Consider the following 12707-nt stretch of genomic DNA (forward strand, 5'->3'; position numbering starts at 1 on the left):
TCATCCTCTTTCTTCGACTGTCAGACTGGCAGTATGCGGAAGCAGGTAAGCCCCCTGCACGGGCGCGGTGTTGACCCGCAGGTTGCAGTGATAAGCATCGCCCAGCAGGGCATTCTGCATCACCGCCTCGGGCGTACCCTGTTTCAGACACCGCCCCTTACTGATCAGTGCGATCTGATCGGCGAACATTGCCGTCAGGTTAAGGTCATGCATGACCGCAACAACTCCGCCGCCCTGATCGGCATAATCCCGGGCGATGTTCATCACTTGCAGCTGGTGCCCGATATCGAGGCTGGAAACCGGTTCATCCAGAAACAGCCAACGGGGCTGACCATCGCGAACGGGGTGCCAGACCTGCACCAATACGCGGGCCAGTTGAACCCGCTGTTGTTCACCACCTGACAGGTCCTGATACAGACGGTCGGCGAACCCGGTCAGACCAACACGCTCCAGCGCCCGGGATATCAAACCGCGTTCCTGCGCCTCTAGCCCACGCTGCAATCCAATCCTGACGACTTCGGCCACGTTGAAGGGAAAGGCCAGGGCTATCGCCTGAGGCAACACCCCGCGCACCGACGATAGCTCCCATGGTTTGGCGCGCGAAATATCCGTGCCGTTCAGCGTGATCCGCCCGCCAAAGCGGCACTCCCCGGTCAGGGCGCGCAACAGGGTGGTTTTGCCCGATCCATTGGGGCCGACAATTGCGGTGATCTGGCGCGGCTTGGCGGTGAACGCCACGCCGTGCAGGATCGCCCGAGCGCCGTATGAAACGGTGATATCCTTGGCGTCTAGCATTGATCACATGTCCACAAGGCCGCGCTGGCGCAGCAAAATCCAAAGGAAAAATGGCCCCCCCAAAGTCGCGGTGACGATCCCGATGGGCAATTCAGCGGGGGCAATGATGGTGCGGCTGATCACATCGGCGATCAGCAAGAGTGCCGCGCCCAAAAGGCCCGAGTTGATCAGCAAATACCGGTGATCTGGACCAACCATCAGCCGCAACAGATGGGGCACAACAATCCCGACAAAACCGATGCCTCCCGAAACCGCGACCGAGGCCCCCGTCGCGGCGGCCACTGCCAGAATCGCCAAACGTTTCATCCGCTGAACCGGAATGCCGATATGCGCGGCTGATGCCTCGCCCAGAGACAGCCCATTCAGGGCACGCGCCAAAAACGGCGTGCCCAGCATCGCCACCATGATCAGCGGCGTCGCGGCAATGACTTTGGTCCAGGTCGCCCCGGCAAGTGATCCCATGCCCCAAAAGGTCAGATCACGCAGCTGCTGGTCATCGGCCACATAGACCATGATCCCCGACAGCGCGCCTGTCAGGGCGCCCAGAGCGATCCCGGCCAGCAGCATCGTCCCAACCGACGTGCGCCCTTTGCGGGTGGAGATCCCATACAGAACCAAGGTGCTGGCCCATCCACCCAAAAACGCGGCCACAGGTACCAGATAGTACCCCAGTCGTTCAGCCAGAACAGCGGGCAGAAAGCTGCCCAAGACGATGGCCGATATCGCGCCCAGCCCTGCTCCGCTTGAAACCCCAACGATCCCCGGGTCCGCCAGTGGATTTCGAAACAGCCCCTGTAGCACCGCGCCCGACATCGCCAAAGACGCCCCGACCAAGACGCCAAGAACTGTGCGTGGCACACGAATGTCCCAAAGAACCACTTGGTCGCGCAGGCTCAGGCTTTGCCCGGATACCAGATCATTGAACGCCCGCCACAGCGATGTGCCCGAAGCCCCGATGGCAAGGCTCATCAGGCTCGCCCCGACAAGGGCAACAAGCAGTAAGAGCGTCAGAAGGCGGGCCCCATTTGCGCGGCTGCCGGGGGCCTGAAGCCCCGCATGAACGACAAGGTCTGCCATCAGCCCTGAACCTGCGTCAAGGCAGCGGACAGCTCGCGGACGGCGGTGCCGGTACGAACGGAGAACCCCAAAAGTTTCAGCCCATCCATCCGGATCAGGCGTTGGTTTACCCCGGCAGGGGTGGTCAGGATTGCAGGGTGTCGCAAAACATCGGCCTGATGACGGCCTGCGTTGCGGTCCATCATCAAGATCACGTCGGCCTGCGAATTTGCGATGGCCTCATCGGTGACAAGTTTGTACCCGTCAACCCCGCTCAGGGCGTTCTGCGCGCCGACCAGATTAAGAATGCCCTGCGCCGAGGTATTCGCGCCCGCAGCCATGATCCGCCCGCCCTGCATCGACAGGACAAACAACACCCGAGGTGGGCGGGTTTGCTGCGCAACCTCGGTTAGTGCCGCGTCGATCTCCGCCAGAACCTGTTGCGACAGCGCGCGGCCCTTTTCGGGCACGCCCAGAGCCTGCGCAACGGAAAAAATCTTGGCGCCAACTGCGTCTCGATCATACCCGCCCGGGATGGTCTCCATCGGCAACGCAGCACCCTGTAACAGCGCAATGGTCTCGGGCGGGCCTGCCCCCTCCTCTGCCAGCACGAGATCGGGGTTGATGGACAACACGCCTTCGGGCGACAGGCGGCGCATATAGCCGACATCGGGCAAAGCGCGCGCCGCCACCGGATAGCTTGAAGTGGTATCGCGCCCCACCAGCCGATCTTGCTCCCCCAGAGCATAGACAATTTCCGTGACGCTGCCGCCGACCGAAATGATGCGTTGCGCATTGGGGTACGCATCAGCCAAAGCAGGGCCAGCCAAGAACGCGCACAAAGCTGCCAGACGGATCATGCCACGGCCTCGGCTTTGAGGCTGGGCAGGTCGGCTACAAGTTCATTCCAGGCTGCGGCGCCATCCGCCCCCTTTAGCACCCCAAAGAACTGCGCAATCAACAGCCCATCTTCGCGAAATGCTTCGACAGAAATGGCCGGGCCCCGGCGCGTGGGTTTGGTGACCGCCCAGACCTCGGCGATGTGATCGCCGCGCAGGTGCAGGTTAAAACCGGGGTCCAGTACGTTCAGCCACGGGCCCATGGGGCGGATATCGTGAACCGGCCCCGTGTGAATTTCGATACAACCCATATTGCCGACAAAGACCATGATCTCTAGGTCGCTGTCAGCCGCCCGGTTTAGCAAGGTTTCAACCGCCGATACGGCCAGCGGGCGCACATAGGGGGCCCCGGCAATGCGATAGGCCCCTTGTCGGTTCATCTTCATCTTGCGGACCATCTGCAGGAATTGGTGCGTATCGGTCAGCTTGTCCCAATTTGCGCGCAACTGGGCGGCCTGACTTGGATCAGCCTTGGGCGACTCGACCGGGGTGCGGGGTGCGAAGGTGATTTCATCGCTCTGGCTATCAAGCTTGAGGTCTTGGACAACCGATGCCCAGTTTTCCACCAATGAACCATCGCGAAGAAAGACCTTGTGCACCGCATCACCCGCGGCGTCGAACAGCTGAAGCGAACGTTTGGTCCCGGCGTCGGTTTCAAGTTCCACAGCAAACCCGTGAACCCAATGGCGCGGGAACATCCGCATGTCGATCTCTTGGCTGAGGATCATCGCAGCGAGGGGGCCCGAGTGATAGTCAGCATAAGCGCCCATTTTTTCGATCACGCAACTTTCGTTGCGGGTTAGGGCCATCACGTCGCCCAGCCGACCGACTGCAGGCATGACCGCATCCAGATCAGCGGTGATCCGCGTGACACCTTGCCCGACATAGGCCGCCAAAAGGCGGGCTTCGGGAATGCCCAGTTGCGTGGCAAAATCACGATCCCGCATCTTGGGGTTCTTCGCGCGTTCGGCGCGAATCTCAACAGATGACAGCGGTTCAGTGGCGTCCATCGGGGCCTCCTTAGATTTCAGTGGGTCAGGTTATCTGGCTGACGCACCGAAACCGGAGTCGTACCGCTGGATCATATAAAGCTGCTGGCCGCTTATTACTGACTCTTTTTGTCAGATACAATAGATTTGTGCCGAAAATGCGCCTGACGGGCAACCCGGCAAAAGTGATTTCCGTGCCGCAAGGCTTATCTTGACAGTTTTACTAAAGATAGGTAGCTGCCAGAAAACTACGCCACCCACCCCTTTGGCAGGCAGGCAAACTTATGCACTGAAAAGGGGATGAAAATGCGTCGAAGAATTCTAACAATGACAACCGCACTGGTCGCAGCCGGAAGCGCCGCCTTGGGCCAGGATGTGATTGATCTGGACACGATCTATGTAGACTCGGTGTTTCGTGCGCCGCGCGCACTTCAGGATACGCCCGTGACCGTGTCGGTGGTCGAGGTGGACGCGCTGGAGACCAAGCAAGCTGGTGACTTTTATGAACTCATTGGCAATGTGCCGGGCCTGACCATTGGCGGCGGGCCGCGCGGCATTTCGCAAACTCCCAACATCCGGGGGTTTGACGACGATCAGATCGTGCTGCGTTTTGATGGTGGGCGCTTCAATTTCACCCAAGGGCACCGGGGCCGGTTCTTTATCGATCCGGAACTGGTTCAAAGCGTTGAAGTGATCCGGGGCGGTGGATCGACCCTTTATGGTTCGGGCGCATTGGGCGGGGTTATTTCGGTCGAAACGCGGGATGTTGCGGACCTGCTGGAACCGGGAGAAACCACGGGCGCGCGGGTCTCTTTGGGCTACAGCACGAATGGCGAGATTCTGAAAAGCTCGGCTGCGGTGTTTGGGGACTGGGGGGCGTGGGATGCCCTGCTGTTCCTGGGCACACAGCAAATTGGCGACAATCTGGACGCTGGTGGCGGCACGGCGGTGCCTTTCTCGGACATCGACCAAAACAACCTGATGGCCAAGATCGGGTTTGAGGCAAGCCCCGACAGCCGGATCGAACTAAGCTATTCCGCCTTTGAAGATTCCGGCCTGACGCCCGCAAATGCCAGCGACACCGACAGCAGTTCTAACCCCGTGGTCGACCGTGACTCTGACGTCAGCAGCCTGCGCCTGCGTTGGGACTATGCGCCATCTGACTCGGATTGGCTGGACCTGTCAGTGTTGTTTTATGGGGAAACCCTGAAAATCACCGAAGATCGTATCAGTGCACCACGTCTGGACGAAACGACCTATGACACAATTGGTCTGGACGTCACCAACCGCACCAGTCTGGATTTAGGGCGTCCGGTAGAGCTGGTCTATGGTTTTGAAATCTTCGAGGACTCGCAAAAAGGTCTGCGAGACGGCGCAACCCGCCCGGCTTTCCCCGAGGCTGAAGCGCTGACCATGGGCTTCTATGCCGAGGCCACGACCGAGCTGTCACAGCAGTTGGATCTGACCACCGGGCTGCGCTATGACATTTATCAGCGTGATCCCAACGATATCGCTCTGGCCGATGTTGACGAAAGCTTCTTGTCGCCGCGGATTGGTCTGAACTACCGTCCGAATGACAATTGGCAAGTGTATGGGAATATCGCTCGGGCGTTCCGCGCGCCCTCTCTGACCGAGCTGTACAATGATGGCCTGCACTTCCCGGGCAGTGTACCGTTTCCCCCGGACAACTTCTTTGTACCCAACCCCAATCTGGAACCCGAAGAGTCGACCCAACTTGAACTGGGCACCCGTTTCGAGGGCAACGGAATTTGGCAGGCCGAAGATACACTGACGTTCTCGGTCAACACCTACTACGCCGACGTTCAGAACTATATCGAGCAGAATGTAGACATCTTTGCAGGCACCACGACCACCAACAACGTGGACGCACAGCTGTGGGGCTTTGAAGCCGAGCTGGATTATGACGCGCAAAGCTGGTTCGCCAGGGCCGGGCTGAGCATCGCGCGCGGGCACGGGGATGACGGCGACTGGCTGGGTTCGATCCCCCAAGACCGCCTGACCCTGAACGCAGGTCTACGCCCTTGGGAGGGCTGGGAACTGGGCGCGCAGGCCACATTTGCGGCGGCGCAAGACAAGGTGCCTGCGGGTGATGCCATTGGCGGCAGTTACCAATTGCTTGACCTCTATGCCACCTACGCGCCCGATACCGGTCCGATGGCCGGCGGTGTGATCCGCTTTGGCATCGATAACCTGTTCGATGAGAATTACACCATCTATCCCAACGGTCTTGCCCAAACGGGCCGCACGGTGGAAATTTCGGCGACCTGGTCGTTCTGACGCGCATAATGCTTGCGGTCCTGACCGTCGTGCAGATTGAATCTGCGCGGCGGTTTTTTATTGCCCCTGCGCTGTCACACGCGGCCGAAGGGGCAAAAGGGGCAGACACAAAGCCTTATGACGCATCTCTCCGATACGTCGCCCTAGGCTTCAAATCTGATTTGAATGGTACCGCCTTCCCGGTTCGAACGGGAGACCTCTTGATCCACAATCAAGCGCTCTAACCTACTGAGCTAAGGCGGCACTGACGACGCGATTTACAGGCGGGCGTAGCGCAATGCAAGGGGCTTTGGGGTGCTTTGGCTAAAATTCTAACATCCAGTTCTGCCGCACCAGATCCACCCCGAAATCATGCACCGCCTGCGTGGCGGTCAGTCGAAAGCCGTGCCGTGCATAGAGCGCGCAGGCGGCGCGATGGCTTTCGTGGGTCCACAGCGTCAGGCGCTTATTGCCCCGATCGCGGGCATAGCGGATGCACATATCCAGCATCCGATTCCCCAGCCCAAGCCCGCGCGCCGCGGGTTCCAGCATAAACAAGCGCAGCTTGGCCTCATCCGGCGCATCGCCCTTCACACAAAAGACAGAGCCCAACCGTTGCGCACCACGATGCGCGATCCAAGCGCGTTCTTGGGTGGCATCATGGCTGCGCGCGAAATCGGTCAGCACCTCAGCGACCAGAACCTCAAACTCGGCATTAAATCCGTCACTTTCCTTGTAAAGCTCGGCGTGACGTTGCAACAGCCAGCCAATATCGCCCGGCTGCAAACCCCGAACCAGCACCGGCGCAGGCGCTGTCATCGCGGCGCGGATTCGCTCCATCTGCGTGGCCATATCCTGCCGTTGAGAGGGCGACAGATGCGCCACCTGCTGCCCGATCGAAGCACGTGAAAGCTTGATCATCTGCGCCAACACCGCCTGCCCCTGCCGGGTCAGGGCCAAAACCCGCTTTCGCGCGTCCAGAGGGTTGGCGCGACGCTCCAACAGGCCATCGCGCTCCAAGTTGGACACGGTGCGACTTAGCTGGCCCTCATCCATGCCGATCTGATTTGCCAGCGCGCGGGCGGTGACCTCCTTACCGGTACCAACCTCGTATAGGATGCGAATTTCGGCCAGCGACCGACCGGACCCCCGAAACCCACGTTCCAAAACCCCCAGCTGGGCGGTGTAGAAACGGTTGAAGTCCCGGATGCGGTCGATGGTGTCCATAGCAACATATGGCGGGCATTTGCTTGACTACGTCAAGCTTTATCAGGCTTGCCCTTTCCGCCCCTGCGCGATACCTGACAAAAATCCAGTCAGGAGACCGTCATGGGCATCAACAACGAAAGCGAAATCGCTGCAAATCTGCAGATCGGCCCCACGTCCGAGGGCATGGTGCGCCTTTACGTCGAAGCAGAGGGCATGGAACTGCCGTTTGATTTCGACCCGGATGAAGCCGACGAGATTGCCGAAGAGATTAAAGCCGCAGCAGCGCGCGCCCGCGCGGTCGGGACTAAGAAATCCCGTTAACCCCAACGCCCGGGTCCCGCAGCGCCTGAAGTCTGAGCGCGGCGTGACGGGCAAACATCTGCGTCAGTTTCTTGCGCCGCGCTGCTGCCAGTTTGGCCTCGCTGGGCATGCGCATGATCTCGGCCCCATAGCCATCTGCCAGAATAAGCCCCGAGTCGGGCGGCAACAGATCGGTCGGGAAAGCCTCATCCACGGCCCAGAAATACCTGTCACACCACTCCAGATATCCCTGCCATTTGTTGTCAGAATGATAATCGGCGCGGGATGATTTGCATTCAATCACCCAGACTTCTCCTTTCGGGCCAAGGGCCATCACATCGACACGCAGCCCTGCTGTGGGCACGAATTCTTCAATCGTGACAAAGTTGTAGCCGCGCAAATGGCGGCATACGCCGCGCGCAAGAGTCTGTCCGGGTGTCATCTGGGTCGCCATGCAGAAAGGGTGAACAATTCATGAACATAAATCAAGCCCCTTGACATGATACCATTTGGTACTCAATTAATATGATACCTTATGGTTTTATTTATGGAGGCTCTATGCCTGCCCCTCAAGATACATTCCGCGCTCTGGCGGATCCGACCCGGCGCGACATCCTGCACCTGCTGACAAAGGCAGACATGTCCATCGCCGAGGTCTCGGATCAGTTCGATATGACCCGCGCCGCCGTCAAAAAACACCTGACCGTGCTGTCCGATGGCGGGCTGATCAGCGTCACAACCAAGGGCCGCGAACGTATCAACCAGTTCCGCCCCGAAGGGCTAACGCCAGTCATCGACTGGATCGCCACATTTGACCTGTTCTGGGACGACCGTCTGGACGCCCTTAAAACCGCCCTTCAACAGTTTGAGGCCCAAGATGACTGACACGATCATTCGAAAATCCATCTTCCTGCCCGCCGATCGCGCCACCGTCTGGGCCTTTCTGACCGAGCCCGCGAAGCTGGAACAATGGTTCCATCCAGCAGATGCCCCGATGCAGACCGGGCAACCTTACACCCTGCGCAACAGCCGAGATGGCGACAAGATGTGTTGGGGCGAAGTTCTGGAAATGACCCCGCACAGCTATATGAAATGGTCCTTTACCGTCGGCCCAATGGACGGCGCCTTAAGCACTGTTGAATGGCATCTCGAGGACGCGCCGGGCGGCACAAGGCTGAGCCTGACGCATTCAGGCCTGCCACAAAGCGCCGAGGGTTTTGGGCTTGTGCTGGCATTGGACAAAGGCTGGCACGGTTTTGTCGGCAACCTCCAAATTCTGGCCCAGACCGGCGGCGATTACATGGCGATGATTACCGTGCCCACGACGCCAGCCCAAGCCCAGCGCGCTATTTTCGATGAGATGGATATCTGGTGGACCAACCGGGTCGAGCGCATCGATGACGGCGTCACCGTTCGATTCAACAACAGCCACGCCAGCTTTGCCTTTGAGGGCGGTGATGCGAATGACGGGTTTCGCTGGCTGTGCACCGACGCCAATATGATCATCGAAGGGATTGAAGACAGTTCCGAATGGGAAGGCACCCGCCTGATCTGGCACCTTCGCCCTGACCCAAGCGGAGCGCGCGTGATGCTGACCCATCAGGGGTTGAACGCCGATCTGGCCTGTCATGATGTGTGCAGCCGCGGCTGGCAGCATTTCTTTGAGAACAGCCTAAAGGCCCATCTTTCGGGTCAATCCCCAAGCCCTGAACTCAGCTGACCCTTGATCCGTCAGGCGGGGCGGCTTATGTCCGGCCTAGGCGGTTCTGCCCTTCGCGTACACGAGGGTACATTCCGGTGGCCTTAAGCAATTCCGAGGGAGCTGGCTCTGTCGTGGTCCTGGCCTCGTTACCTGGCACCCACCTGTATATACAGGTCCTCGGGAATACACACCTCTACGGTTGCTTGGTGGTTCCGCCACAATCAAAACGGGCGGCCTTTAAGGGCCGCCCTTTTTCATAGATCAGATAGACCGCTCAGAAACGGCGCATCGCGCGTGGATCGCCACGCACCGGGACGGGAACGGTTGCATGCTGGCGGACAGGTTCGGGCTGACGCTTGCCCCCTGTGTCGTCGGGGCCGCTGTCTGCCATGCGCATAATCACGATGCCAAACTGCACGCCCGAAAACACGATACCGTTGAATACGAACATCATCAGCACGGCCAAAACCCCGGCGCTTGAGCTGGACACCAGATGCCACAGGTTTGCAACATTGAACCAAAGCAGCCCGGCGACGAAAATCCCCGAAAGGGCGAACCCGATCACGACTTGTTTGATGTAAAGACGAACGAGATGCGGCAAGATTCCGGTCCTCCTGTGCTTCCCCTTAACGATAAGCGCGCTGCCACTTTTGGCAAAGAGTATACACTGTCGCAGGGGGGCTTTGGCACCTTCCCGCGCTGATGTGCACGAAAAATCAGCACCCCGTTAGAGGCGGCAATGGCTTGGCCCTGCCCTGTGGGCTTCCTATACTACACATCGCGCAACAGGAGCCTCGCATGTCTTATACAGACCGGACCGTTATCGAAGTTACCGGGACCGAGCACGCCCATTTTCTGAATGGCCTTGTCACCAATGCCCTGCCGGAACCCGGCGGGATCAGCTATGGCGCGCTACTGACACCGCAGGGCAAGTACCTGTTCGATTTCTTTATGATTGCACGCCCGGATGCGATCTGGCTGGATGTCGCCGCAGATCGCGCCCCTGCGCTGGTTCAGCGTCTGACAATGTATAAGCTGCGCGCCGATGTTACCCTGCGCGCGACAGACCTCACCGTCAGCTGCGGCATCGAGGAGGCCCCGGACGGAGCCCTACCAGACCCCCGGCACGAAGCATTGGGATGGCGGCTCTATGGCGATACGCCCGTCGTCGGGTCCGAGGTGGACTGGGACGCGCTGCGGGTGGCCCATTGCATCCCCGCCACAGGCACCGAGCTGACCGAAGACAGCTACATTCTGGAAGCGGGTTTTGAACGGCTGCACGGCGTCGACTTCCGCAAAGGGTGCTATGTTGGGCAAGAGGTCACCGCCCGGATGAAACACAAGACCGAGCTTCGCAAGGGTTTCACCACGGTTACGCTCCAAGGCGATGCCGCGCCGGGCACACCGATCACCGCAGATGGCAAGGCCGTCGGCACGCTGCACACCTGCGTTGGTGATCGTGCCATTGCTTATCTGCGGTTTGATCGCGCCAAGGGTCCGATGCAAGCGGCAGACGCCACCGTAACTTGGAATGGCTGAAGGCCTGCTCGACAAGGTTGAACGGCTTATGGGCCAACCTGTCACCGGGTTCACCCCGCTGCACGGCGGTGATCTGTCCGAGGTTTACAAAGTCGACCTGACAGATGGGCGCACAGTCGCGATCAAACTTGGCGCCTATGTCGATGCCGAGGCCCGCATGTTGCGCGCCATCGCCCAAAGCGGCGCCCCCTGCCCCACTGTATTGGCCACGCAGGGTGATGTTCTGATCATGACGCTGGAACAGGAAGTCCCGGCTGATCCGTCGGGCTGGGCCAGTCTTGGGCGCGCCTTGCGCCAGCTTCACGACACTATGGGCACGCATTATGGCTGGGAGCAGGACTATGCTTTTGGCCCGGCCATCATTCCCAATGCCCCGCGCCACAGCTGGCCGGATTTCTGGGGAGAGCAACGCCTTTTGGCCCTTGCCCCTGACTTGCCCGGCGACGTTGTGAAACGACTTGAAACGCTAAACAAGCGCCTGCCCGACCTGCTGCCAGCACATCCCACGCCCAGCCTGCTGCATGGCGACCTTTGGACAGGGAATGTTCTGTTTACCCTGCAGGGGGGCAAGCTGATTGACCCGGCCTGTTACTATGGCGACGCCGAGGTCGACCTGGCGATGTTACACCTGTTCGGGGCGCCCGGACCACAATTCATAGACTCCTATGGGGCGTTGCCCGAAGGCTGGCAAATGCGGCGCGCGCTGTATCAGCTGTGGCCCGCGCTGGTGCATCTGCGGCTGTTTGGCGCTGGCTACCGTGACATGGTGGAAAAACGGCTTAAGGCTGTCGGCTCCTGACAGAATGCTGTCAGGAGGGGTATGTCATGAAGGCGGCATCGCAACCCAATAAGGATGTTCAACATGCCCTTTAAACCGCAAAACCCCACCGTCTGGATCGAACTGCCGGTGCTTGATCTGGAAAAGGCAAAAGCCTTTTATGAAACGGTGTTTGACTTTGACATTAAGATTGACAGCTCCATGCCCCCGAACCCTGTTGGGATGATCTCTTCGGCGGATGAGCAGGGCGTGGCCGGGCATTTGTATCCGGGAAAGCCTCCTGCCAAAGGCACTGGTCCGACGGTTCATCTGTGCGTGCCTGATACGGTTGAAGACGCCATGGACCGGGTCGTGAACAATGGCGGCGAAGAGGTCAGCCCCGTCATCACCATCCCGCCCGGGCGCTTTGCCTATGCGCTGGACCCCGATGGCAACTCCATCGGGCTGTTCCAGCCCGCGGCCGCCTGATGCGCCGCGCCGACCGCCTGTTTCAGATCGTGCAGTATCTGCGCGGCGGTCGGCTGCTGACTGCGCGCGATCTGGCTGAACAGCTGGAAGTATCCGAGCGCACGATCTATCGCGATGTCGCGGATCTGATTGGCTCGGGGGTTCCAATCGAAGGCGAAGCCGGGGTTGGCTATATCATGCGCGCGGGCTATGACCTGCCGCCCTTGATGTTCACCGAGGATGAAATCGCCGCGCTGGTCGCAGGGGCCCGGATGATCAAGGCTTGGGGTGGGCTGGACATGGCCCGCGCCGCCGAAAACGCATTGTCGAAAATCGACGCCGTGTTGCCAGACGCCGCCCGCGACCGTGCCACGCGGGTGCAGGTTCACGCGATGAACATGCCTGAGATGCCGGATGAGCTGCGCGCGCTGCTGGATCGGGTGGAAACAGCGGTAAACGGCCCCCAGCGTCTGTCAATCGACTACGCCGATGCCGAGGGCAAGCCGACGCGCCGAAACATCCGCCCGCTGGGTCTGTGGTTCTGGGGCAAGGTCTGGACCCTGATCGCCTGGTGCGAGCTGCGCGCAGATTTCAGGATGTTCCGACTGGATCGGATTCAGGATCTACACGAACTTGGCCCCATAAAACACGAACGCGGCCAGGATCTGACCGCGTTCTATGAATATCTAGAGCGTGAAAACTGGCACGCTTGACCG

General features: G+C 59.8%; 15 protein-coding genes and 1 tRNA gene. 8 read left to right on the forward strand and 8 right to left on the reverse strand.

The features are described from left to right. From ATO10_RS11585 to ATO10_RS11600, 4 genes are read right to left on the reverse strand one after another with little or no spacing between them, the layout of a single operon-like run. Complete coding sequence (locus ATO10_RS11585) at positions 1–795, reverse strand: heme ABC transporter ATP-binding protein (RefSeq protein WP_035251635.1); 795 nt, start codon at positions 793–795, stop codon at positions 1–3. A 3-nt stretch (positions 796–798) separates the two neighbouring features. Then, the gene (locus tag ATO10_RS11590) at positions 799–1872 is read right to left on the reverse strand and encodes a FecCD family ABC transporter permease (protein WP_035251637.1); all 1074 of its coding nucleotides are present in this window, start codon (positions 1870–1872) and stop codon (positions 799–801) included. After that, a complete protein-coding gene (locus ATO10_RS11595) occupies positions 1872–2711 on the reverse strand; it encodes a heme/hemin ABC transporter substrate-binding protein (RefSeq protein WP_035251640.1) in 840 nt (279 codons plus the stop codon). Before ATO10_RS11595 ends, ATO10_RS11590 begins: the two co-directional genes overlap by 1 nt. Continuing rightward, positions 2708–3760: a hemin-degrading factor gene (locus ATO10_RS11600; protein WP_035251641.1), complete on the reverse strand. Its 1053-nt coding sequence runs from the start codon at positions 3758–3760 to the stop codon at positions 2708–2710. The genes ATO10_RS11595 and ATO10_RS11600 overlap by 4 nt, the downstream gene beginning before the upstream one ends. Positions 3761–4066: 306 nt before the next feature. Between ATO10_RS11600 and ATO10_RS11605 the strand changes: the two genes are divergently transcribed. Beyond that, entirely contained in the window at positions 4067–6037 is a 1971-nt protein-coding gene (locus tag ATO10_RS11605; protein WP_035251643.1) for a TonB-dependent hemoglobin/transferrin/lactoferrin family receptor, read from the forward strand. Between the two features lie 166 nt (positions 6038–6203). Here the strand turns inward: ATO10_RS11605 and ATO10_RS11610 are convergent. Then, positions 6204–6280 (reverse strand) — tRNA-His (locus ATO10_RS11610). Positions 6281–6340: 60 nt separating this feature from the next. Beyond that, positions 6341–7243, reverse strand: a complete 903-nt coding sequence (locus tag ATO10_RS16715; protein ID WP_035251645.1) for a helix-turn-helix domain-containing GNAT family N-acetyltransferase — start codon at positions 7241–7243, stop codon at positions 6341–6343. Between the two features lie 102 nt (positions 7244–7345). On the opposite strand from ATO10_RS16715, the gene ATO10_RS11620 reads away from it, so the two are divergent. Then, on the forward strand, positions 7346–7546 hold the full coding sequence (locus ATO10_RS11620; RefSeq protein ID WP_035251648.1) for a DUF6324 family protein: 201 nt from the start codon (positions 7346–7348) through the stop codon (positions 7544–7546). On the opposite strand, the gene ATO10_RS11625 is transcribed toward ATO10_RS11620, so the two are convergent. Next, the gene (locus ATO10_RS11625; RefSeq protein WP_035251649.1) at positions 7530–7979 is read right to left on the reverse strand and encodes an MmcB family DNA repair protein; all 450 of its coding nucleotides are present in this window, start codon (positions 7977–7979) and stop codon (positions 7530–7532) included. The genes ATO10_RS11620 and ATO10_RS11625 overlap by 17 nt on opposite strands. 104 nt (positions 7980–8083) lie before the next feature. Between ATO10_RS11625 and ATO10_RS11630 the strand changes: the two genes are divergently transcribed. Together ATO10_RS11630 and ATO10_RS16235 are read left to right on the forward strand one after the other, a co-directional pair. Further along, positions 8084–8410, forward strand: a complete 327-nt coding sequence (locus ATO10_RS11630) for an ArsR/SmtB family transcription factor (protein WP_035251651.1) — start codon at positions 8084–8086, stop codon at positions 8408–8410. After that, on the forward strand, positions 8403–9245 hold the full coding sequence (locus ATO10_RS16235; RefSeq protein ID WP_081806508.1) for an SRPBCC family protein: 843 nt from the start codon (positions 8403–8405) through the stop codon (positions 9243–9245). The genes ATO10_RS11630 and ATO10_RS16235 overlap by 8 nt, the downstream gene beginning before the upstream one ends. Before the next feature lie 256 nt (positions 9246–9501). On the opposite strand, the gene ATO10_RS11640 is transcribed toward ATO10_RS16235, so the two are convergent. Continuing rightward, on the reverse strand, positions 9502–9828 hold the full coding sequence (locus tag ATO10_RS11640; RefSeq protein WP_035251652.1) for a hypothetical protein: 327 nt from the start codon (positions 9826–9828) through the stop codon (positions 9502–9504). Positions 9829–10025: 197 nt separating this feature from the next. Here ATO10_RS11640 and ygfZ point away from each other — a divergent pair, with 197 nt between their 5' ends. From ygfZ to ATO10_RS11660, 4 genes are all read left to right on the forward strand, one after another. Then, positions 10026–10766 carry a CAF17-like 4Fe-4S cluster assembly/insertion protein YgfZ gene (gene ygfZ, locus ATO10_RS11645; protein ID WP_035251654.1) on the forward strand — a complete coding sequence of 247 codons (741 nt, stop codon included), beginning with the start codon at positions 10026–10028 and terminating at the stop codon, positions 10764–10766. Further along, positions 10759–11565 (forward strand): fructosamine kinase family protein, encoded by an 807-nt coding sequence (locus ATO10_RS11650; RefSeq protein WP_081806509.1) that lies wholly within the window; start codon positions 10759–10761, stop codon positions 11563–11565. The genes ygfZ and ATO10_RS11650 overlap by 8 nt, the downstream gene beginning before the upstream one ends. Positions 11566–11628: 63 nt before the next feature. Next, the gene (locus ATO10_RS11655; RefSeq protein ID WP_035251656.1) at positions 11629–12012 is read left to right on the forward strand and encodes a VOC family protein; all 384 of its coding nucleotides are present in this window, start codon (positions 11629–11631) and stop codon (positions 12010–12012) included. Beyond that, positions 12012–12704 (forward strand): helix-turn-helix transcriptional regulator, encoded by a 693-nt coding sequence (locus ATO10_RS11660; protein WP_035251658.1) that lies wholly within the window; start codon positions 12012–12014, stop codon positions 12702–12704. Before ATO10_RS11655 ends, ATO10_RS11660 begins: the two co-directional genes overlap by 1 nt. Positions 12705–12707: the final 3 nt, after the last annotated feature.

Origin of the sequence: Actibacterium atlanticum (assembly GCF_000671395.1) — a bacterium.
Classification (GTDB): Bacteria; Pseudomonadota; Alphaproteobacteria; order Rhodobacterales; family Rhodobacteraceae; genus Actibacterium_D; species Actibacterium_D atlanticum.